The organism is Novosphingobium sp. Gsoil 351 (assembly GCF_009707465.1).
Lineage (GTDB): Bacteria > Pseudomonadota > Alphaproteobacteria > Sphingomonadales > Sphingomonadaceae > Novosphingobium.
Genome location: NZ_CP046120.1, coordinates 3,029,772 through 3,051,352, shown reverse-complemented (window position 1 = coordinate 3,051,352; position 21,581 = coordinate 3,029,772). Strand labels below are relative to the sequence as shown.

The window sequence follows — 21,581 nt, the reverse complement described above, 5'->3', positions numbered from 1 at the left end:
GACGAGCCGACCAGCGGGCTTGATGTTACGGTTCAGGCGGCATTTCTGGACATGATGGCGGCGGCGGCGCGCGAGCGCCAGGCGGCAGTGCTGCTCATCACTCAGGAGCCCGGCATCCTCGCCAACTACTGCGATCGCGTGCTGACGATGGAGCACGGACGCATCGTCGCGGATCGATCGGTTGCAGAGCATTTTTCAAGGTCGGGCGAAACAACGCACGCCATTCCCGTGGCGGACGGGGGGCCAGCGGTGCTGGAGGCGCAGGCGCTCACCAAGACTTTCCCGTTGCGAAACAGCCGGGCCGTTGTCCACGCCGTCGATAACGTCGACCTGACCGCGAGCGAGGGCGAGACCGTCGGCCTGGTCGGTGAATCTGGATCCGGAAAGACCACGGTCGGACGGCTGCTGCTCCGTTTGACAAGGCCCGATTCCGGCACAGTCCGGATCGTCGGCCAGGACGTCGCCGAACTGGGTCCAGGCTCGCTCCGCGCGCTGCGCCGCCGCGTGCAGCTCGTCCGGCAAGACCCCTTTGACAGCTTCGACCCGCGCTGGTCTGTCTTGCGGTCTGTCTCCGAGCCGCTCGTCACGCATGGATTCGCCAATCCGGAAGCGCGCGCGCGAGAATTGCTGGGGCTGGTCGGGTGCGGAGCCATCGCCGAAGAGCGCCCCCGAGACTGCTCGGCGGGAGACTTGCAACGCGCCGCCGTCGTCCGTGCGTTGGCGACCGAACCGGCGTTCGTTGTGCTCGACGAACCGACCTCGGTCCTCGCGCCTCCCGCGCGCCGCGACCTGACAGCATTGCTCGCGCGATTGCAGCGCGAGACGCGAGCCGCCTTCCTGTTCATTTCCCATGACCTGACGACTGTCGCCGCCATCAGTCATCGCGTCGCCGTGATGTATCTGGGACAGATCGTCGAAACGGGTCCGACATCAGAGATCTTTCATGCTCCGCGCCACCCTTACACCCGCGCCCTGATTGCCGCGCACCTCAGCGTCGATCCGGCCCGCCGACGAGTGGACAACCCCCCGCTCGAGCGGCTCGATGGCGAGATTCCCTCGCCAGTGGATTTGCCTCCGGGCTGCTACCTCGCGTCGCGCTGTGCGTACGTGCGTCCGCGGTGTATCGCGGAACGGCAGTCCCTTCTCGCCGATGGCGCAGGTGAGGTACGCTGCTGGCGTGCCGTCGCGGGCGAGTTGCCGCCGTTCGTCAGGCAAGCAGCATGAACGGGCCATTCGACTATATCGTCGTCGGCGCCGGCAGCGCAGGCTGTCTCTTGGCCAACCGACTCTCGGCCGACCCTCGCGTTCGCGTCCTGCTGCTCGAGGCGGGAGGTCGCGGTCGCAACCCGCTCATCCGGGTACCGATGGTTGCAGGCCTGCTGTACTTCATGCCCTCGCTCAACTGGGGATACGAGACCGTGCCTCAGGGTGGCTTGGACGGGCGCTCGCTGGTGTGGCCAAGGGGCCGCGTACTCGGCGGGTCGAGCGCGATTAACGGGATGATGTACATCCGTGGCACGCCCGCCGATTACGACCAGTGGCGCCAGTCGGGGCTCGCTGGGTGGGGTTACGAGGACGTCCTGCCGTTCTTCCGCTCGTTCGAGCGCAACGTCAGCCATGCCGACCGGCACTTTCACGGTCACGAGGGCGAACTTTGGACCGAACGGGCGCGCGGCGAAAATCCGATTTACGGGGCATGGCTAGACAGTGCGCGCGCCGCCGGCGCGGACCTCAATCCCGACTTCAATGGCGCGCGCCAGGAAGGTGTAGGCTACTACGATTTCAATATTCGAGACGGGCGCCGGGTCACCGCAGCCACTGCGTTCCTTGATCCGATACGAGGGCGCCAGAACCTCTCGGTCATTACCGACCTCCAGGTCGCGAAGCTGACGTTTCACCAGCGGCAGTGCACCGGGCTCCTCTTGCTCGACGGACGCGAGCTGACCGTGAAGCGCGAGGTGATCTTGTGTGCCGGCACGGTGAACTCGCCTCAACTTCTGGAGCTATCGGGCATTGGCGACGGCGAACGCCTCCAAAAACTGGGAATACCCGTGGTAGCGCATAGTCCCGAGGTGGGGCGCAACTTGCAGGACCACCTGGGAATTTATGTTCAGCATACGTGCACGCAGCCGGTAACGCTCTACGGCCTGATGCGCCCGGACCGTGCGATCTGGGCCGGCCTGCGAGACTTGGCGGCGGGCAAAGGACCCGCGTCGTCGGTTCCGCTCGAGGCGGGCGGCTTTCTGAAGACCCGCCGCGATCTCGACGAGCCGGACGTCCACATAACCGCCGTGCCCGGCCTGTCGCTGGCGACGACCCGGCTGGGACAAATGCGGCATGGCTTTCTTACCAACCTGTACCAACTGCGGCCGCACAGCCGGGGCACCACTTATATCGTAAGCCCCGATGCGGGCGCCAAGCCTCGCATCGATCCATGCTATCTCAATGATCCCCTTGACGTTCAGTGCCTGCGAGAGGGCACCCGGCTCATCCGCAGCATTGTCGGCCAGGCTCCCCTTGACCCGCTCCGCGGCGAAGAGATCGCGCCCGGCGCCGGGGTTTCCGACGACGATGACGATGCGATCGACGCGTGGGTCCGCTCGAGCGCCAACACGATCTTCCATCCCGTCGGTACTTGCCGGATGGGAGCCGACGAGCGGGCCGTGGTTGACGGCGCCTTGCGCGTCAGGGGGGTCGAGAGTCTACGCGTGGTTGATGCCTCGATCATGCCTACGATCACCAGCGGAAACACCGCAGCGCCGACCATGATGATCGCCGAGAAGGCTGCTTCGATGATCCGCGCTCATGACAAGTGATCTCCCCACTCTGCCCGATGGCGTGACGAGCGCAGTGCGCGTGCCCATCCTCATGGCAAAGATCGGACGCGCAATCGAGCATAGGCTTGATCAAAACATTATCCGTCTCGGGCTTACTCCACGCAATGCGGCGTTGCTACAGGTCATCGCCGCCCATCCCGACGCCATTCAAAAGGAAATCGCTCAAATAGCCGCTCTCGATGTGAGCTCGGTGGCCTGGCATCTCAAGCAGCTCGAAGGCGATGGCTTTCTTGAAAGGCAGCCCAAAAAGACAGGTCTGCATGGTGCCCGCCACCACCTTACCCGCAAGGGCCGAAGCGCGATGTTGCAGATCGAAGACGCGCAGGAAGACCTTGCGACAAAACTGGAGCCTCTTTTGCGGATTGAAGAACTACGACGATTGGCTCGCGCGCTGGAAATCAAAGCTTAGCGGCGGAGTCACTCTCAGAGGCAATGTAGACGTATAAATGGAGCTTTGGGCCGATAAACGCCTGTCCGGTCCGGGACGCGCGCGCGGGGAATGCGGCCTTGGCGTCAGCACCGCTCGACAAGTGAATGATCAACCGAGTGATCGATTTGGCGTGAAGAGCGAGCGTGGTGGCGTTTCTCTCAAGACCAAGCTTCACATCGACCAAACCAAATTCCTCGCAGCCCGCGCCGGACTGGCCGCTCTTGCTGAGGCTGAAGCTGGCGCCTCGGCGGTCGGCACCGAAGCGGCAGGCCTGCTGCGGGTGACCATGCCCGAAGCATTTGGCCGCCGGACGGTCGTGCCGATCCTGGCGGGTCTTGTCGCTCGCTTTCCAGCGATCCAGCTTGAGATCGACCTCAGCGACTTGCCAAGGGCATTGGACAGGGGAGCATACGACATCGCGATCCGGCTAGGGCGCGTTCAAGAGGGCGAAGCCGCCGGCGAACTGTTGCGTGAAAGCAGGCTGATCCTGATAGGCGCGCCTCAATACGCCGAACAGTGCTTAACACTCGACAGTCTGCGACAACTGGATGCGGTGGTCGTTGCTGAGAATGGCAGCCGTTTCGATCCTTCGATCGGCATGCCGGTTGATGAGTGATCTCCCGTAGGGAGAGGCGGGCTCGGACGGCGACCCGAATACCAGGGCTGAGACCCTTGTTGACGCTATGCCGCCGAGCCCGCGCACAACCTTTTCGCCGCCGGACCGTCTATCTGGCGTGCCGCGCGATGCGCCAGTTCGATGAGAGCCCGGCAAACGTCTGAAGGGCCTCAGTCGGGCGCCCAGCTTCGCTTGCCCGGCGAGCGCCAGCCCGCAGGGTCCCACGATCGACAGCTCTGCATCGTCGCCAGAACTGGAAAGCGAAAGTCGGCGGTCACTCGCCGGCCTGAACCAGAAAGTCGGGCTTTCGAAGTCGGTGTGCCTCAAGACGATCAAGTCGCGCGCCCGATAACGCGGGCAGTCCCCGTACAGGAACCGTGCTAGCCATGGGCGGTTTCGGACCGGCCAGTCGCGCCCGATGCCTCATCTTGCGGAGCAGCCTATGACCGTTCGCAAATTCGCCGAAGATGGCACCGAGACCTACGAGGCCCAGGTCGAAGGCGAGACCATCCAGTGGGACAAGGGACTGACGTATGCGCACCATCTCCAGATCGAGCAGCTGCTTTCGGCGCAAGTGCCCGTGTCGGACAAGCCCGATGAGATGCTGTTCATCATCATGCACCAGACAATGGAGCTCTGGCTCAAGCTGATCCTGCACGAGGCCAAGCTCGCGCTGACGGCGATCTGCGACGACAGGCTCGAGGAGGCGGGTGTGCGCCTCGTCGGCACCGACGCGGCGTCGCTCGATCCCGAGCAGTCGAAGACAATGGATGCCCACCGCGAGATCCGGGCCGGAGACATGCGCATCCTCGAAGGGCTCGTCCTCGATGCCGTGCCGGCCGGTCGGTACGAGCTGATCGCGCTGCCCGTGAAGATCGCCGGAGCCGACGCCAGCCCGGTACGCGCCATCCTTCGAGAGATGCCCGCATGACCCTGGACGCCGAGATCGCCAGCCACGACGAGCGCGATCCGCTGCAGGGCTTCCGGGGGGCCTTCCAGCTTCGCGACGGCCTGATCTACCTCGACGGCAACTCGCTCGGAGCAGCGCCGAAGGTGACCGCAGCGCGGCTCGCCGAAACGGTCTGCGAGCAGTGGGGCGAAGGCCTGATCACCTCCTGGCTGGGGGCGCAATGGTCGATCGCACCACAACGGATCGGCGACAAGATCGCGACGATTATCGGGGCGGACCCGGGCGAGGTAATCGCCGCGGACTCGACCTCGGTCAATCTCTTCAAGGCGCTCTGCGCCGCGCTTTCGCTGCGACCTGGGCGGAGCGTCATCCTCTCCGAGCAGACCAACTTTCCGACCGATGTCTACATGATGCAGGGGATCGAGGGGTTCAGCGGCGGCAGGATCAAGGCGCTCGCGGTCGCCCCGGAGACCGTCCTCGACCGGCTCGACGAGGATGTCGCGGTCCTGCTGCTGACCCAGGTTCACTACAAGTCCGGGCTCGTCCGCGACATGGCCGAAGTGACGCGCCAGGCGCATGACAAGGGCGTGCTCGTGGTCTGGGACCTCAGCCACAGCGCAGGCGCGATTCCCGTCGACCTCAACGCCGCCCATGCCGACTTCGCGGTGGGCTGCGGCTACAAATATCTCAACGGCGGCCCGGGCGCGCCCGCGTTCCTGTTCGTCGCAGAACGGCATCAGGACGCCAGGCCCGTGCTGTCCGGCTGGTTCGGCCATGCCAGCCCGTTCGCGTTCGAGGACGACTATCGCCCGGCCAGCGGGATCACCCGGTTCCTGTGCGGGACCCCGCCCGTGCTGGGCCTGGTCGCGCTGAAAGCAGGCGTCGACCTGCTGTGCCGGGCCGACATGGACGAGGTCCGGGCCAAGTCGCTGCGATTGGGCGAGTTGTTCATCGAGCGCATGGAGCAGCGTTGCGGCGAGTTCGGTTTTCGCCTGATCAGCCCACGTGAGCCGGAGCGCCGGGGCAGCCAGGTCGCCTATGCCCATCCCCACGGTTACGAAATCGTCCAGGCGCTCAAGGCCTGCGACGTCATCGGCGACTTCCGCGCGCCCGACATCCTCCGCTTCGGCCTGACCCCGCTGTACTTGCGCCACGCCGACGTCGTCGAGGCGGTCGAGCGGATTCGCGAGGTCTGTGCGACCCGCGCCTGGGACAAGCCGCAATATCGCGAGCGCGCGGCGGTGACCTGATGCCGCCCGCCACGCATTTCGCCTGAAAGGATCGCGCGTGCTCGAACTGCCATGCTCGAAGGTGGCCGCAGTGCAGGCCGGCGGTCATGCTAAAGCGGCTTGGCGTCGAGCCACGCGTCCCCGGAGACGGCGCTCTCCTTTCGGATCGTTTTTGATCGAAATCACCGGGTGCGACAGGGAGTGCGACGATGAAACTCTACAGCTACTTCCGTTCCTCGGCTGCCTATCGCGTGCGCATCGCGATGGCGCTGAAGGGCCTGGAGGCCGATCTCGAAACGGTCGACCTGCTCGCACACGGTCCGCTTGAGGATTTCCGCGAGCAGGTCAGCCCACAAGGCCTGGTGCCGGCGCTGGCCAGCGACGACGACGGCTTGCTCGTCCAGTCGCTGGCGATCATCGAGTACCTCGAGGAACGGTATCCCGAGCCCGCACTACTTCCCGCCGACCGCGGGGCTCGCGCTTATGTCCGCGCTATTGCCCAACTGATCGCCTGCGACATCCATCCGCTCGCCAACTTGCGCGTGCTGCGCTACCTCAAGCGCGAGCTGAAGCAGGATCAGGCGACGATCGACGCCTGGTACCGTCACTGGGTGGTCGACGGCCTGACCCGCCTCGAAGCCTTCGTCGTCGCCAACGCGCGCCATGGCGCGTTCATCGCCGGGACGGACCCGACCATGGCCGACTGCCTGCTGGTTCCGCAGCTGTTCAACGCGCGGCGGCTCGAATGCGATCTCTCGGGGGCTGTCCGACGCTCGTCGCCATCGATGCCCGATGCAACGCGCTCGAGCCGTTCCAGCGAGCGCATCCCACGGCCCAGCCCGACGCGCGCTGACCGGATGGCCGGCGCGTGCCGGGAATCTCGACTGCGGCGGGAGCCTTACGGATCGTCCGGTTTGCGACGGTCGCACAGCTTTCTCCAAAGGCAGAATGCGAGGCGCCTTCCCGACGCAAGGAGGCTCGGATGAGCGGCGAGCTTTCAGTATGTCGAAATCGCTTTTGAACGACGGCAATGGGGTCGGCAGCGGACGGTCCCCTAAATGACGGTGGCCAAGCGCGGGATGTAGATGAACGCCAGGATACCTAGGCCAACGAACAGCACCAAAATGACAATTGCCGAAAGGATGCCGACAACCGGTCCATATCGATCCCAGACAGTGGTCACGAAAAACTCGAAGGAAATCTGGAAAAGCTCGCTGATCATCGCAAAGGTCTAGCGTTGGTTTGAATGTCTGCAACGGGGTCGTGAACTGCTGGACCGTTCAGACGCATTGGAAGTGGCAAGCGGACGTTAGTCCAAGTTGGAGCCGTGTAGCCAAGAGTGCAGCCGCATTCCCTTAGCGTCGGCCAGTTCCAGCAACTCTAAGAGCATTGCTTCGACGGCCTCGCGCTCAAGAGACTGGTGCCTACGCAGAAACGGCGTATCGCCCCATTGAACGCGCTCAAGTTTCCATCCGTCTGGCGTAACGAAGCTCGCCCCGATTTCCGGCGTGGCATTTAGTCGAACCTCGACAAGCTCAGGATCCTTCTGCCGGTCCTCAGGATGGTAGAAGGCCCAGTAAAGGGAACTGCCGTCGCGGACCTCCGACAGCGCTTGCTGCGAGCTACTCATGTCGGCCTTGTTCACGGTTGGGCTAATGTCCGCAATGGGGTCGCGAGAGTGATGGCCGCTTCGGTCGCGATCGGGGTGGAAAGCGGTCGTTAGGCATTGGTCGCTAAGCGATTCACATGCCTTCGCTGCAAGCCCTGATCGCCGCTCACCCTCTACCGAAAAAGCCATACAACGCCATCAAGTTCACGCGCTTGGATGGGCAAGGGACGGCGCTTTATACGGTCGGCAAGGATAAGAAGGAGCTTGGAGCGGCCGCAGCGCTCAAGGCAGCATTTGAACAATGGGGCGGGCATTGCTTCCACTGCAAGACGTGGATGCCACCGCAGCCACTCTCGCAGCAGTGCACAAGAGATCACCTTCGCCCTCGGAAGGACGGCGGGTGCGACTTTCTGCACAACATGGTCTTTGCCTGCGGACCCTGTAACCGAGCGAAGGGAGGAGCGGACCTGATAACGTTTCGGAGTGAGGTGGGCATCGAATACATGATCGCGCTTGAGGCCCACCTTTCCAAGTGCATCACGGCCCTTCAGGTGAAAGGTTAATGTCCGCAAGGGGGTCGTTTGCGGCTGGTTCGCTCTCGCACATTCGGGGTGGGAAGCAGACAGGCAGCCGTTCGCCCGACGACCGCCAGACTGCTTTGCGGCGGGCCGACAAGCTGGCCGACAATCCTGCGGCTCAAATGGGTGGAAATCAGTTGGTCGCCAGGAACTAGACTGTCGCAATTTCGCCCTGCCAGTCCCAATACCGTTCAGTATTGGAGCCAACGGCAACGCTTCCATCGCGGAGTGGATTCAAAGCATCCTTGGGCGACATACCAAAACTCAAAGGCCGTCCGTCGGGCGCGTATTCGATACTGAAGGCATATTCGCCCTTCATAATTCCATCGGCCATCTCAATTGCGGCTGTGACAATCGCTTTGGGCATGTTGCGCGCTGACGGCTGTTTGGCGCGGACTTCCCATGCGTGTGAATCCACGTGGGTGTGGAAGGTCATAGTGCCGAGCATAACTTCGTTGAGGTTGAACGAAAGCCTAAGGCTGGGTCGTGCCCCCGGGCGTGGTGTAGGTTTCGAGGGTAGCGAAGCTGACCGGACGCGCGCTCCCCAACTAGCGCTGTAGCGGCCGGTCAGTTTCGCGGGTGGTCATCGGCGAACTTCGGATAAGCTTGGGTTGCGAAACTCAACTTACGGAGACACCGATGACCAACGACAAGATGGACCTGCACGCGCTGGTTGGGAAGACTGCCGACGGCGATTTCCTGCGCGACATGATTGGTTTTGCCGCGCAGCGGTTGATGGAGCTGGAGGTCGGCGGCCTGACGGGTGCGGCCTACGGCGAGAAGGATGCCGAGCGGCTCGCGCAGCGCAACGGCTATCGGGACCGGGACTGGGAGACCCGCGCCGGCACCGTCGAGCTGCGGATCCCAAAGCTCAGGAAGGGCAGTTACTTCCCGGGCTTTCTCGAGCCCCGCCGCATGGCGGAGAAAGCTCTGACGGCTGTGATCCAGGAGGCCTACATCCAGGGCATCTCGACGCGCTCGGTCGACGATCTTGTCAGGGCGATGGGGATGAGCGGCATCTCGAAGAGCCAGGTCAGCCGGCTGTGCGAAGAGATCGACGGCCGCGTGAAGGCGTTCCTCGAGCGTCCGATCGAAGGCGACTGGCCCTATGTCTGGATGGATGCCACCTACATCAAGGTCCGGCGAGCCGGCCGGATCGTCTCGGTCGCCGTCATCGTCGCGGTCGGTGTCAACAATGACGGCCGGCGCGAAGTCCTCGGCATGGCGATCGGGCATTCCGAAGCCGAGGTGTTCTGGACGGACTTCCTGCGCAGCCTTGCCCGCCGCGGCCTGCGCGGCGTGAAGCTGGTGATCTCCGACTCCCATGAAGGCATCAAGGCATCGGTCGCCAAGGTCTTCAGCGCAACCTGGCAGCGCTGCCGCGTCCACTTCATGCGCAACGCCCTGGCCCATGCCGGCAAGAGTGGGCGCCGGGTCGTCTCGGCGTTCATCGCCACCGCCTTCGCCCAGGAAACACCCGAGACCGCCAAGGCCCAGTGGCGCAGCGTGGCTGATCAGCTCAGGCCGACCGTGCCCAAGCTGGCGGCGCTGATGGACAGCGCCGAGGACGATGTGCTGGCCTACATGACCTTCCCCGCGCAGCATCGCACCAAGCTGCACTCCAACAATCCCATCGAGCGCCTCAATGGCGAGATCAAGCGGCGCACCGACGTCGTCGGCATCTTCCCCAACGAGGAGGCCATAACCCGTCTCGTCGGCGCGATCCTGCTCGAACAGAATGACGAGTGGGCCGTTCAGCGCTGCCGCTACATGACGCTGGAAAGCGTCTCGGGATTAAGCGATAACACCATCATCAGGTTGCCAGCCATGGCGGCATGATCAATCCGGCTTGGCCGGAGATCGCTGCGACTACGCCAGCGAACCTACACCACATGGTGGGACACGATCTAAGGCTGCCGAGTGCCTCACAAGGCGACGGCCAGCGATAAACGAGAATCCCATGTTCCTTGCGCTCTGCCGTCGCTCGCTCAAGCGGCAATTTGCCAGGCGCCTCCTTCGCGAAGGTCGATTCCAACACCGATGCTGAGATTCCTCTTGGCATATGACGTGCGCTTACAGCCTAAGCTGTTGAGTGAAAGCTAACGTCCGCAACGGGGTCGTGACCGGCTTGGCCGTTCCGGCGCAGTGGGGTTGGAAACCTGTCGTTAGCTCAACATCGTGATAAGGCCGCGAAATGGACGAACGATCTCCAATCCCTCACACCTGCTGCTGTGCCGCGCTGGCGGACTTTGCAGTGATACCGATGATGGGGATCGGACTCAATGAGCTCGTGTTCGCCTCGTTCAAGCAGACCGCAAGGCATGGCGGCGACCAATGGTGGCTTTATGTCTCCACGTGTCTGGCCTGCCGTCAGAGTTGGATGGTGGCGCAGGACGAACGCATCTACGACAACTTCTATCTGCGTCGCCTCACTGCCTCGGTGGTGAAGGAAATCGAAGCGTTCGACCTTTGGCCCGAAGAGTTCCTGACCTACGAGCGCGTCTTGGCGTTGGGCAAAGCCACCGGCATTTCCTGGCGGTTTGATGACCCCCAATGTCCGGCATTGGTCGATACTGCGGAGGACCTGCGCCGCGAGCGACCAGATATTACGGTTGAGGAGATAGCCAACCTGCTCGCAATACCAGCTCATCAAGCTGCTCGCTTGCTCGTTTGAATGTCTGAAAAGGGGTCGTGACCGGAATGTCGTGCTCCGTCGGTTCGGGGGTGGAAAGCGGACGTTAAGGGCCTGCCGATAGATGTCGGGAGCGATGTCACTTAACAGCAGATACGCACGACGCTTGCGAACGCGCCTCATGGAGCGACAGGAGGGGCGCTGCTGCTATTGCAAGCGGCCCTTCACGGAATCCGACTCCACGAGACCAACTCTGGAACACAAAAACCCCCGGCGTGACGGCGGGCGTGATACCGTGTCGAACCTGGCTGCAGCGTGCTTCCACTGCAACCAGCATCGAGGGAAGCAAATCGCTCAAAATCGCAAGCCGACCAAGTGGGTGCTGAATGCCGCTGCACCGTCGGTATGCTGTCATTGCAGCAATCCATTCACGGAAGGTGTAGTGACATCCGAGTTCGCTCTCTGCGATGTCTGTAACACCTGACAAGCGCTGGGAGTCGATGTCAGCTTTGGGGTCGAGTGCGGAATGGCTGTTATTGTCGCCTTAGGGCGGGAAGCGAAATGCCACTTAGCGGTCCGCGACGATGATACGGTAGCCTGCGTCGAAGGACTCCAGCGCAACTAGCTCGGCGTAGCGGCGCCACCACTCTCCTGTTTCAAGATCTTGCGCCAACTTCTCCAACTCGCTTGCGACATCACCGATAGCCCAGAAGGACGAACTGCCGGACCGGATGCGCGCATCGAGGTATGCTTCCGGCCGCCGCCAATAAGCATATAGGAACCCGTCTGTGCAATCATGTGGCACCAAAAGCGGAGTAATTGAAACTGGCCCCAGCCACCTTTCATACTCCGACAGCGCTGGCATCTGCGTTTCGTCCAGCGTGGCCAACTGGGGAAGATAGTCGGTCAGCCAAGGGCGACTCGACGGGTCGAAGGTCAAGAGGACAATCTTGCCTCTCGTTACCCGCCTGATTTCGCGCAAGCCGGCTTCCTTGTCAGGCCAATGATGCACGGTGAGAATGGCCATGGCGGCATCGAAGGCATCATCTTGAAACGGCAGGTCGTCAGCCGATGCTTGGATTGCCGGGGCGGCCGAGGAGCCGCGTTTTCGGATCATCTCTAGCGACGGCTCTACGGCGGTTACCTGCTTGTCGGAAGGCTCGTAGGACCCCGTTCCAGCACCGACATTCAGCACTGTGTCCGCTGGGCCGAGTGCCTCGGCAATAGCAGCGGCTATGCGTGGGTCGGGTTTGCGAAGATCAGCATAATTCAGGCCGATGGTATCGTAACTGGCAATCATACTCGATCTTGGCGACATCTACCGACTGCTGCAATTGGGAATACGGGAATGCCATAGAACGACTGACTTGGGGTCTTTGGGAGACGGGCCGCTCCGGCGTGGGTGCGATCTTGCCAACCCGCACAGGCTATGACTCTAGGACGCCACCTGACCCGACGAACCGTCCCCAATCCTGCATCATGCGGCGCCGCGGCTCGATATATTCGGCGGCATTGTAGGCGCCGCGCACTTCGTTTCGCTCGGAGTGGGCAAGCTGCAGCTCGACCCAATCCTCGTGATATTTGCGGACCCAGATCGGGGGCTGACCGAATTCGACCAGCTGCTCGTTCGCCCAGGTGCTTGCCAGACCCCGAAACCCATGAACCGTCTGGCGGGTATGGTAGCCCAGCCGATAGAGCGCGTAGATCATGGTGTTCTCGGATAGCGGCTTGCCGGGCGCGTTGCCGGGAAAGAGAAACTCACCACGCGTGCTGCAAATCAACCGATTCGCGATTTCCACTGCTTCCTGCGACAGCGGGACGATGTGCTCGCGCCCCATCTTCATGCGCGCAGCTGGAATGCGCCAGATCGGCCGCGGACCCTCGAGCCCCTCGAACTCGCACTTCACCGCGAGGCGCAGCTCCTTGGTCCGGACCCAGGTGAGCAGCGCGAAGCGCAGCGCGTCCCTGGTGATGGCCGATCGGCGTACCTCGCCTTCGCGATAGCCATCGAGCTTGACGAGAAACGTCGGAAGTTCGGGCAGCGGCAGCTTGCTCATGTGCTTGACGCGCGGGCGCGGCTTGAGCGCGCCGCGCAGGTGCGTGGTCGGGTCGTTGGCGGCGAGCCCGCAGGCGATGGCGAACTGGAAGATCTGGCCGACGCCCTGCTTTGCCCGGCGGCTGATGTCGAGCGCTCCGCGCGCCTCGATCTTGCGAATCATCGCAAGCACGTCGGGCGGGGTTATTTCGTCCATTCGCCGCGTACCGAGAAAGGGCAGGACATCGCGTTCAAGACGCGACCACACCCGATTGGCGTGGGCGGGATCGAGGCTCGACTTGCGATTGTCGTGCCAGCGGGTTGCGACGGAGGCAAAGGTGTCGTCGCCATCCACTGCGACGCTCACCCGGCTTTCGACCGGGTCCTTGCCCTCACGCAACAGCTCGCGCGCCGCAGCGCGCTTGGCCCGGGCGGCGGCAATTCCCAAGGCCGGATAAGCGCCGAACGACAGCAGCTTCTCGCGCCCCGCGACGCGGCATTTCATGCGCCACAGCTTGGAACCGTTGGGGCGGACCAGGAGAAAGAGGCCCTCCCCGTCGGCAAGCTTGTAGGCCCGTTCTTTGGGCTTGGCATTCCTGGCTTTCAACTCTGACAGGGGCATGGGGGTACCGGTCCTTCTCGCTACCCCGCGAAAGTACCCCCAAAGTACCCCCAAACCAAATTCGGTTGGCCCTGGAGCGGAGTGGAAGTGGGTGGACACGAATCACCCGTAACGCTATGCGAACAAATGATTTTCTGGACTTTTGCGGACCGCGCTGAATGGCCGCGGAATCGGCCTTGGTAGCGGAGGAGGGACTTGAACCCCCGACACGCGGATTATGATTCCGCTGCTCTAACCAGCTGAGCTACTCCGCCCCATGGGCCACCGGTGCCTTCCTGGACGAAGGCGGCTCGGCAAGGCGCGGCTCTTAGGGCGCGGCGTTCGGGCGGTCAACCGCCCTGAAAACCCCGCTATGCGCGACGCGCAAATCCTCACGCCCCTCGAAACCGCCAGCTTCCCGCGTCTTCCCACGGCCCGCCACGGTAGCGGTAGAGTTCGAGCCCGGCGAAGGCGAAATCGCGGGGGGCGGAAGTCGCGCGCCAGCTCGGCTTGCAGCGCCTTGGCCGCCGCGCCGGGGACCTTGTTCTGGACCGTGACGTGAAGCTTGCGCGGCGCACTGTCCTGCGCGGTCAGGACGCCGCGCAGGCTCTCGACGAGTTCCGCGTGAATCGCGGACAACGCCGGACTCTCTATCGCAAAGGCGGTGCCTCCGCCCAAGGGCATTAGCCCGGTGATCCGCGCCGGCGGAGGCGGGGCCGCGCTGAGCCGTGCGAGTAGGCGCCGGACTTCGTTCTCGACGCTCGGCGGAAGCGCATAGAACAGGGTTACGTGGGCGCGGATCTTGTTGCGTTCGGGCGGGAAATGCGCCCGGCGCAGGCCGTCGGCCCACGCGAATACGTCGCGCGGAAGCTGCGCGGTGACGAGCAGCGGGGCGGTGGTCGAGGCGAGTGGAGCGGAGACGGGTAGAGCGGTCATCGTATCCTTGCCACGAGGCGCGCAGTGGCGCAGGTTTCCTTTCAAACAGGCGGGGGAACGGGGATGCAAGCGTCGATCGATCGCGGGGTGCTTCTGCTCGCCGCAAGCGCGCTGCTGAGCGCAGCCGGTCTTTCGGCCGAGACGCCCAAGCCGGCCAGCGCGGCGACCGTCGCCGCGCAGCGCGCGACCGCCGCGGCGCTTCCCATCGACGACGGCCAGGACGCCGCGTTCGCCCACCGCGGTTTCATCGCGACACGTGGCGATCCACTGATCCGGGCCGCCGATGGGCGCCCGGTGTGGAACCTCGACGCCTACAAGTTCGTGACCGGCCCCGCCCCAGCCACGGTCAACCCCAGCCTGTGGCGCCACGCGGCGCTGCTTGCGGCTAACGGGTTGTTCAAGGTGACCGAGGGCGTGTGGCAGGTGCGCGGTTTCGACGTCTCGAACATGACTGTGATCCGGGGCGACAAGGGCTGGATTCTGATCGATCCGCTAACCTCGAAGGAAGCCGCCGCCGCCGCGCTTGAGCTGGTCGACGCGCAGCTCGGCAAGCGCCCGGTCAGCGCCGTGATATACAGCCACAGCCACGCCGATCACTACGGCGGCGTGCGCGGCGTGGTCGACGAGAAGGACGTCGCCGCGGGCAAGGTCGCGGTGATTGCCCCCGCGCGGTTCATCGAGGAGGCGGCGTCCGAAAACATCATGGCCGGTGCGGCGATGGGCCGCCGCGCGAGCTATCAGTTCGCCACCGGGCTCGGCCCCGGCGCGCAGGGCCAGATGACCAGCGGGATCGGCCCGGCGCTGTCGGCAGGCACCACCACGCTGATCGCGCCGACCGACACGATTGCGAAAACCGGCGAGACCCGATCGGTCGACGGCGTCAGCCTCGAATTCCAGATCGTCTCGGGCACCGAGGCGCCGTCGGAGATGAACGTGTGGATCGCGCCCGCGCGCACCTTCCTCGCCGCCGAGATCGCCACCTGTACGCTCCACAACATCCTGACCCCGCGCGGCGCCAAGGTACGCGACGCGCACTTGTGGGCCGAAGTGCTCGACGAGGCGGTGCAGCGCTACGCCCCCAAAAGCGACACGCTGATCGCCAGCCACTGCTGGCCACGCTTCGGCCAGGGTGAACTGACCGGATTCCTCGCCGCGCAGCGTGACAACTACCGCTATCTCCACGACCAGACGGTACGGCGGATGAACCGCGGCGAGACGATGGACGAGATCGCCGAGCAAGTCGTCCAGCCGCCCGAACTGGCCGGGACCTGGGCCAATCACGGCTATTATGGAACGTACAGGCACAACGCGAAGGCGATCTACCAGTATTACCTCGGCTGGTACGACAGCGTCCCTGCGCACCTCGACCCCCTGCCCCCGACCGACCGCGCCACGCGATACGTGGCGGCGATGGGCGGGAAGGCCAAAGTGCTGGCGCTCGCGCGCAAGGCGATGGCCGCGGGCGATTACCGCTGGTCGTCGGACCTGCTCGACCAGCTGGTCTTCGCCGAACCAGCCAACGCGGCGGCGCGCGCGGCATTGGCCGACAGCTACGAGCAGCAGGGCTATCAGGCCGAGAGCGCGATCTGGCGCAACCAGTTCCTCAGCGCTGCCAAGGACTTGCGCGAACCCGCCAAAGCCCCGCCGCGCAACAGCCACAACGAGGATGTCATCGCCGCGGTGCCGACGCGGCTGCTGCTCGATTCGGCGGCGACGCGCTACGATCCGGCGAAACTGGGCCGTACGCGGGTGGCGCTCGATCTCGTGTTTCCGGAGCGCCAGGAGCGCGCCAGCCTGGAAGCGGGCCCAACTACGCTGTTCGGACGCAACGTAGGATTCGAACATCCGGACGCCACCCTCACCGGGCCGCGACGGCTGATCCTGGGGCTGCTGTTCCTCAAGGTTCCGCTGGCCCAGCTTGAAGCCGTCGGCCTCAAGGTCGAGGGCGACCGGGCGGCGGTGGAAGCGCTGGCCGGTTCGCTCGATCCCCTGCCGGGGCCGTTCAACATCGTCGAGCCTTGATCTGGCAACGCGAATTGCGCACGATCGCGCGGAGGGGAAGCCAATCATGCCGACACGCAGTTTCTGGATCGTCGCGGGCTTGCTGCTCGTGTGGTCGCTGATCGGCGACGCCGCCTATCTCAGCCAAGTCACCGCCGATCTTGCCAAGATGGCGACTACCGATCCCAGCACGGCGAAGGCCTTTGCGGCGATGCCCGAATGGGCGTGGTCGGCCTATGCCGTCGCGGTGTGGGTGAGCACGCTGGCAGCCATCGCGCTGCTTCTTCGTCGCCGGATCGCCGCGCCGCTCTACGCGGTCTCGCTGGTGGCGGTGCTGGTCCAGTTCGGCTGGACCTTCCTCGGCAGCGACGTGATCGCCGACAAGGGCGCGAGCGCGGCGATCTTCCCGCTGATCATCATCGCCATCGCCGCGTTCAGCCTTTGGTACTCCTGGCGCAAGGCGCAGGAGCGCGTGCTGCGCTAGAGTTCGCCACGCGCACGCCTCAGCGCGAACCACTTGGCCACGTTGGCGTTGTGTTCGGCCAAGGTGTTGGCGAAGACGTGGCCGCCGGTGCCGTCGGCGACCATGTACAGCGCTTCGGTCTTGGCCGGATTGAGCACCGCCAGAATCGAGGCCTTGCCCGGATTGGTGATCGGTCCCTTGGGCAGCCCGGTCATCGAATAGGTGTTGTAATCGTTGATCGCGGCGATCTCTGACTGTCTGATCCGGCGGCCGAGCGGCTTGCCGCGGGTGATCGGGTAGATGATCGTCGGATCGGCCTGGAGCAGCATGCCCGTGCGCAGGCGATTCGAGTAGAGCCCCGCCACCATCCGCCGCTCGGATGGCTTGCCGGTCTCCTTCTCGACGATCGAGGCCAGCGTCAGCGCTTCCTGCGGGGTCTTGACCACCAGGTTCGGCGCGCGTTTCGCCCAGGCTTCGGCGAGCACCTTGCGCATCGCCGCCTGCATTCGTGCGACCACCGCCGCGCGCGTTTCCCCCGTTCGAAATCGTAGCTGTCGGGCAGCAGCGAGCCTTCCTCCGGCACCGGGATTTGGCCGCTCAGAAGCGGCTGCGCCATCAGCCGATCCCACACCATGATCGAGGGCATCCCTTCGGGCACCGCGACCAATCTGCGCAACGCTTTGCCGGATTGGAGTAGGTCGAGAATTGTCGCGTTGCTGGCATGCGCGGGGAGCAGGAATTCGCCCGCCTTGATCGGAGCGGAACCGCCGAGGATCTTGGCCCGGGTGAGAAAGGCGGCGGACGAGCCGATCGCGCGCTCCTTTTCGAGCTTGGCGGCGACGCTGGTCAGGGTCGAGCCATCGGGGACGATGAATGCGGTGTCTTTTTCGAGAGGTCCGGAGCCGTACCACCCGCGCAGCCACAGGCCCGCGGCGAGGAGGGCGACGACCGCGAGGGCGCCAATTAATTTTCTGGACGTGGTCACAATAAATGTTCCCGCTCATCCCGAGCGAAGTCGAGGGATAGGCGTCAGTGCCGAACCTCGCTCAAGATGTCTCGACTTCGCTCGACATGAGCGGAGTTGGTGAATCGCCGCGCCTAATCCTCGACCGCCTTGACGATCAGGCTGGCGTTGGTCCCGCCGAAACCGAATGAGTTGTTGAGCGCGGCGCGGACCTTGCGCTTCCTGGCCTTATGGGGGACCAGGTCGACGCCCTCGGTGCCTTCGTCGGGATTGTCGAGATTGAGCGTGGGGGGGACGATCTGATCCCGGATGGCGAGGATGCAGAAGATCGTCTCGACCGCCCCCGCGCCGCCCAGAAGATGGCCGATCGCGGACTTGGTACTGCTCATCGAGGCGCCGTCGAGATCGTCGCCGAGCACGCGCTTGACCGCGCCGAGCTCGATCGTGTCGGCCATCGTCGAGGTGCCATGGGCGTTGACGTAGTCGATGTCGCCTGGTCCCATCCCGGCCTTCTTCAGCGCCATCCGCATCGCCAGTTCGGCGCCTCGGCCTTCGGGGTGCGGCGCGGTGACATGATAGGCGTCCCCCGAGAGGCCATAGCCGACCACTTCGGCGTAGATCTTCGCGCCGCGGGCCTTGGCGTGCTCGTACTCCTCGAGCACCACCACCCCGGCGCCCTCGCCCATCACGAACCCGTCGCGGTCTTTGTCGTAGGGGCGGCTGGCCTGCTGAGGCCGGTCATTATAGCTCATATTCAGCGCCCGCGCCTGCGCGAACCCGGCGACGCCGAGCGGGTTGATCGTGCCTTCGGCGCCGCCCGCGAGCATGATGTCGGCATCGTCGTCGCGGATCATCCGCGCCGCGTCGCCGATCGAGTGCGCTCCGGTCGAACAGGCGGTGACCACCGCGTGGTTGGGCCCCATCAGCCCATATTTGATAGAGACCTGGCCGCTGATCAAGTTGATCAGGCGGCCGTGGACGAAGTGTGGGGAGACCCGGCCCGGACCCTTTTCTGCCAGCACCAGCGATTCGCTCTCGATCCCCGGCAGCCCGCCGATGCCCGAACCGATCGAGCAGCCAGTGCGCTCCTTGGTCGCCTGGTCCATCTCGGTCAGGCCCGCATCCTCGAGCGCCTGCCCTGCGGCGTCGATGCCGTAAATGATGAACGGATCGACCTGGCGCTGGACCTTATGATCGACGCGCTTGTCCGGATCGAAGCCGTATTCGTGGTCCTTGGGCTTGACCTCGCACGCGATCAGACACTTCTGGCCGGTGGTATCGAACCGCGTGATCGGGCCGGCACCGCTCTTGCCCGCGATCAGATTCTTCCACGTCGTCTCAACATCGCCACCCAAGGGAGTGACAAGACCCAGCCCGGTTATGACCACACGGCGCATGCGCATCTCCAGAAAGCGACAGGCTCAAACCCGCGGGGGCTGAGCCTGTCGATGCCCGCGTTCGCCCCGAGACAGGCTCGGGGCGTGCGGAGTTGATTTGGCGGGAGCTCAGCCCTTGTTGTCGTCGATGTACTTGATCGCGTCGGAAACGGTGCCGATCTTCTCGGCCGCGTCGTCGGGAATCTCGACGCCGAATTCTTCTTCGAAGGCCATGACCAGCTCGACGATGTCGAGGCTGTCGGCGCCCAGGTCGTCGATGAAGCTCGCGTCCTCGGTCACCTTGTCGGCTTCGACGCCTAGGTGCTCGACGACGATCTTCTTAACGCGGTCCGCGGTGTCGCTCATGCAAATGCCCTTCGCGAGAGTGTGGGGGTGGATTTCAAGCTTTCGCCCTAATGAACGGGAGGGTTGCTGGCAAGTGGGGCAGACGCTGGCACGCACCGAAGCACCGAATTCCATACCCGGCCATTTTACCGTCTTTCTTCATGATTGCGGTGCAAGGCGCTAGCCCTTGGCCTGCTCCACCACCCGCAGCTGCAGCTCGCGCAGCTGTTTGGGCGTGACCGGTGCGGGAGCGTTCATCATCAGGTCTTCGGCCTTCTGGGTCATCGGGAAGACGATTACCTCGCGAATGTTGGGTTCGTCGGCCAGCAGCATCACGATCCGGTCGACCCCAGGCGCGGAGCCACCATGTGGGGGTGCACCGAACTTGAACGCGTTGATCATGCCCGCGAAGTCCGCATCGACCTGATCGCGCGAATAGCCGGCGATCTCGAACGCCTTGTACATGATCTCCGGGCGATGGTTTCGTATCGCGCCCGACGACAGTTCCACCCCGTTGCAGACGATGTCGTACTGCCAAGCCTTGATCGTGAGCGGGTCCTGCGTCTCCAGCGCCTCGAGCTCGCCCTGCGGCATCGAGAACGGGTTGTGGCTGAAATCGATCTTTTTGGCCTCCTCGTCGTACTCGAACATGGGGAAATCGACGATCCAGCACAACCGGAACGCGTCTTCCTCGATCAGCTTGAGGCTCTCCGCCGTGCGTGTGCGCGCGAGACCGGCAAGTTTAGTCGCCTGCGCCTCCTTGCCCGCGGCGAAGAACACGCCGTCGTCGGACCCCAGCCCGAGCGCGGCGACCAGCGCCGCGGTGGCTTCCTCGCCGTGGTTCTTGGCGATCGGGCCAGCGGGGACGCCTTCCTTGATGTTAATGTAGCCGAGGCCCGCATGACCCTCGCCTCGCGCCCACTCGTTCATCTCATCGAAGAACTTGCGGCTCAGTTTACCCGCTCCGGGCGCCGGGATCGCCCTGACCACCCCGCCTTCGCTCACGATCCGGTCGAATAGGCCGAACCCCGATCCCCTGAAGTGTTCGGTGACGTCGGTGATCGTCAGCGGGTTGCGCAAGTCGGGTTTGTCGCTGCCGTATTTGAGCATGGATTCGCGGTAAGGGATGCGAGGGAATGCGCCTTCGGTGACCGTCCGCCCGTTGCCGAACTCGGCGAATACCCCACCCAGCACCGGTTCGATCGCCGCGAAGACATCGTCCTGGGTCACGAAGCTCATCTCGAAATCGAGCTGGTAGAACTCGCCCGGGCTACGGTCGGCCCGGGCGTCCTCGTCTCGGAAGCATGGGGCGATCTGGAAATACTTGTCGAACCCGGCGACCATCAGCAACTGCTTGAACATCTGCGGCGCCTGGGGAAGCGCGTAGAACTTGCCTGGATGCACCCGGCTGGGCACCAGATAGTCGCGCGCGCCTTCGGGCGAGGATGCGGTCAGGATCGGGGTCTGGAACTCGGTGAAGCCCTGCTCGATCATTCGCCGCCGAAGGCTGGCGATGACCGCCGAGCGCAGCATCATGTTGGCGTGAACCTTCTCGCGGCGCAGGTCGAGATAGCGATACTTGAGGCGGATGTCCTCGGGATAATCCTGCTCACCCGCCACCGGCATCGGCAGTTCCTCCGCCGCCGAGCGCACTTCGACTTCGGTCGCGCGGATTTCGATCTCGCCGGTCGGGAGATTGCTGTTCACGGTATCCGCGGTGCGCGCGACGACCTTGCCGGTCACCGTCACCACGCTTTCCACCCTCAGTCGTTCGAGCGCAACGAACGCCGGGCTGTCGGTATCGACAACGATCTGGGTCAGCCCGAAATGGTCGCGCAGATCCACGAACAGCAGCCCGCCATGGTCGCGCTTGCGGTGGACCCAGCCCGAAAGCCGCGCCTGGGCGCCGACGTCGGCCCGGCGCAACGCCGCGCAGGTGTGGGTGCGATAGGGATGCATCGAAACTCTTTCCAAACGGCCGCGCATCATGCAGGGGAAGCGCGCGCTAACAGGGGATGC

22 protein-coding genes, 1 tRNA gene and 1 pseudogene are annotated in these 21,581 nt (G+C 64.1%); 13 read left to right on the top strand and 11 right to left on the bottom strand.

What is annotated here, in order from left to right; translation table 11 throughout:
- The first annotated feature begins 54 nt into the window (after positions 1-54).
- From GKE62_RS14780 to maiA, 7 genes are all read left to right on the top strand, one after another.
- Entirely contained in the window at positions 55-1,224 is a 1,170-nt protein-coding gene (locus GKE62_RS14780; protein ID WP_195908420.1) for an oligopeptide/dipeptide ABC transporter ATP-binding protein, read from the top strand.
- Positions 1,221-2,816 carry a GMC family oxidoreductase gene (locus tag GKE62_RS14775; protein ID WP_154692896.1) on the top strand — a complete coding sequence of 532 codons (1,596 nt, stop codon included), beginning with the start codon at positions 1,221-1,223 and terminating at the stop codon, positions 2,814-2,816. The genes GKE62_RS14780 and GKE62_RS14775 overlap by 4 nt, the downstream gene beginning before the upstream one ends.
- Entirely contained in the window at positions 2,806-3,246 is a 441-nt protein-coding gene (locus GKE62_RS14770; RefSeq protein ID WP_154692895.1) for a MarR family winged helix-turn-helix transcriptional regulator, read from the top strand. Before GKE62_RS14775 ends, GKE62_RS14770 begins: the two co-directional genes overlap by 11 nt.
- A 121-nt stretch (positions 3,247-3,367) precedes the next feature.
- Positions 3,368-3,883: a LysR substrate-binding domain-containing protein gene (locus tag GKE62_RS14765; protein WP_195908419.1), complete on the top strand. Its 516-nt coding sequence runs from the start codon at positions 3,368-3,370 to the stop codon at positions 3,881-3,883.
- A gap of 442 nt (positions 3,884-4,325) precedes the next feature.
- A complete protein-coding gene (locus GKE62_RS19460) occupies positions 4,326-4,814 on the top strand; it encodes a tryptophan 2,3-dioxygenase family protein (RefSeq protein WP_154692893.1) in 489 nt (162 codons plus the stop codon).
- Positions 4,811-6,043 (top strand): kynureninase, encoded by a 1,233-nt coding sequence (kynU, locus tag GKE62_RS14755; protein ID WP_154692892.1) that lies wholly within the window; start codon positions 4,811-4,813, stop codon positions 6,041-6,043. Before GKE62_RS19460 ends, kynU begins: the two co-directional genes overlap by 4 nt.
- 188 nt (positions 6,044-6,231) lie before the next feature.
- On the top strand, positions 6,232-7,008 hold the full coding sequence (gene maiA, locus GKE62_RS14750) for a maleylacetoacetate isomerase (protein WP_230206724.1): 777 nt from the start codon (positions 6,232-6,234) through the stop codon (positions 7,006-7,008).
- 68 nt (positions 7,009-7,076) lie between these two features.
- On the opposite strand, the gene GKE62_RS14745 is transcribed toward maiA, so the two are convergent.
- On the bottom strand, positions 7,077-7,244 hold the full coding sequence (locus tag GKE62_RS14745) for a hypothetical protein (RefSeq protein ID WP_154692891.1): 168 nt from the start codon (positions 7,242-7,244) through the stop codon (positions 7,077-7,079).
- Between the two features lie 87 nt (positions 7,245-7,331).
- Positions 7,332-7,667, bottom strand: a complete 336-nt coding sequence (locus tag GKE62_RS14740) for a hypothetical protein (RefSeq protein ID WP_154692890.1) — start codon at positions 7,665-7,667, stop codon at positions 7,332-7,334.
- 101 nt (positions 7,668-7,768) lie between these two features.
- Between GKE62_RS14740 and GKE62_RS14735 the strand changes: the two genes are divergently transcribed.
- Entirely contained in the window at positions 7,769-8,194 is a 426-nt protein-coding gene (locus GKE62_RS14735) for an HNH endonuclease (RefSeq protein ID WP_154692889.1), read from the top strand.
- Positions 8,195-8,360: 166 nt separating this feature from the next.
- Here the strand turns inward: GKE62_RS14735 and GKE62_RS14730 are convergent, their stop codons facing one another.
- The gene (locus tag GKE62_RS14730) at positions 8,361-8,645 is read right to left on the bottom strand and encodes a hypothetical protein (protein WP_154692888.1); all 285 of its coding nucleotides are present in this window, start codon (positions 8,643-8,645) and stop codon (positions 8,361-8,363) included.
- Positions 8,646-8,848: 203 nt separating this feature from the next.
- Between GKE62_RS14730 and GKE62_RS14725 the strand changes: the two genes are divergently transcribed.
- The 3 genes from GKE62_RS14725 (at position 8,849) to GKE62_RS19805 (ending at position 11,325) form a co-directional block, all read left to right on the top strand.
- Positions 8,849-10,048 carry an IS256 family transposase gene (locus GKE62_RS14725; RefSeq protein WP_154691249.1) on the top strand — a complete coding sequence of 400 codons (1,200 nt, stop codon included), beginning with the start codon at positions 8,849-8,851 and terminating at the stop codon, positions 10,046-10,048.
- Positions 10,049-10,475: 427 nt separating this feature from the next.
- The gene (locus GKE62_RS14720; protein WP_154692887.1) at positions 10,476-10,883 is read left to right on the top strand and encodes a hypothetical protein; all 408 of its coding nucleotides are present in this window, start codon (positions 10,476-10,478) and stop codon (positions 10,881-10,883) included.
- Between the two features lie 82 nt (positions 10,884-10,965).
- Positions 10,966-11,325 (top strand): HNH endonuclease, encoded by a 360-nt coding sequence (locus tag GKE62_RS19805; protein WP_154692886.1) that lies wholly within the window; start codon positions 10,966-10,968, stop codon positions 11,323-11,325.
- Positions 11,326-11,409: 84 nt separating this feature from the next.
- On the opposite strand, the gene GKE62_RS14710 is transcribed toward GKE62_RS19805, so the two are convergent.
- From GKE62_RS14710 to GKE62_RS14695, 4 genes are all read right to left on the bottom strand, one after another.
- On the bottom strand, positions 11,410-12,141 hold the full coding sequence (locus tag GKE62_RS14710) for a class I SAM-dependent methyltransferase (protein ID WP_195908417.1): 732 nt from the start codon (positions 12,139-12,141) through the stop codon (positions 11,410-11,412).
- A 127-nt stretch (positions 12,142-12,268) separates the two neighbouring features.
- Positions 12,269-13,483: an integrase arm-type DNA-binding domain-containing protein gene (locus tag GKE62_RS14705; protein WP_230206723.1), complete on the bottom strand. Its 1,215-nt coding sequence runs from the start codon at positions 13,481-13,483 to the stop codon at positions 12,269-12,271.
- A gap of 192 nt (positions 13,484-13,675) precedes the next feature.
- Positions 13,676-13,752, bottom strand: a tRNA-Met gene (locus tag GKE62_RS14700).
- Positions 13,730-14,413 (bottom strand): 2'-5' RNA ligase family protein, encoded by a 684-nt coding sequence (locus GKE62_RS14695; RefSeq protein WP_370516009.1) that lies wholly within the window; start codon positions 14,411-14,413, stop codon positions 13,730-13,732. The genes GKE62_RS14700 and GKE62_RS14695 overlap by 23 nt, the downstream gene beginning before the upstream one ends.
- A gap of 63 nt (positions 14,414-14,476) precedes the next feature.
- Here GKE62_RS14695 and GKE62_RS14690 point away from each other — a divergent pair, with 63 nt between their 5' ends.
- Together GKE62_RS14690 and GKE62_RS14685 are read left to right on the top strand one after the other, a co-directional pair.
- Entirely contained in the window at positions 14,477-16,435 is a 1,959-nt protein-coding gene (locus GKE62_RS14690; RefSeq protein WP_230206722.1) for an alkyl/aryl-sulfatase, read from the top strand.
- Positions 16,436-16,481: 46 nt separating this feature from the next.
- Positions 16,482-16,898: a sugar transporter gene (locus GKE62_RS14685; protein ID WP_154692884.1), complete on the top strand. Its 417-nt coding sequence runs from the start codon at positions 16,482-16,484 to the stop codon at positions 16,896-16,898.
- On the opposite strand, the pseudogene mltG reads toward GKE62_RS14685, so the two are convergent.
- From mltG to aspS, 4 genes and pseudogenes are all read right to left on the bottom strand, one after another.
- A pseudogene (gene mltG / locus GKE62_RS14680) lies at positions 16,895-17,841 on the bottom strand (endolytic transglycosylase MltG). The gene GKE62_RS14685 and the pseudogene mltG sit on opposite strands and share 4 nt — an antisense overlap.
- Before the next feature lie 134 nt (positions 17,842-17,975).
- Positions 17,976-19,238 (bottom strand): beta-ketoacyl-ACP synthase II, encoded by a 1,263-nt coding sequence (gene fabF / locus GKE62_RS14675; protein ID WP_154692883.1) that lies wholly within the window; start codon positions 19,236-19,238, stop codon positions 17,976-17,978.
- Between the two features lie 108 nt (positions 19,239-19,346).
- Positions 19,347-19,583, bottom strand: coding sequence for an acyl carrier protein (locus tag GKE62_RS14670; RefSeq protein WP_154692882.1), 237 nt, complete (start codon positions 19,581-19,583; stop codon positions 19,347-19,349).
- Between the two features lie 159 nt (positions 19,584-19,742).
- A complete protein-coding gene (aspS, locus tag GKE62_RS14665; RefSeq protein WP_154692881.1) occupies positions 19,743-21,521 on the bottom strand; it encodes an aspartate--tRNA ligase in 1,779 nt (592 codons plus the stop codon).
- Positions 21,522-21,581 lie beyond the last annotated feature (60 nt).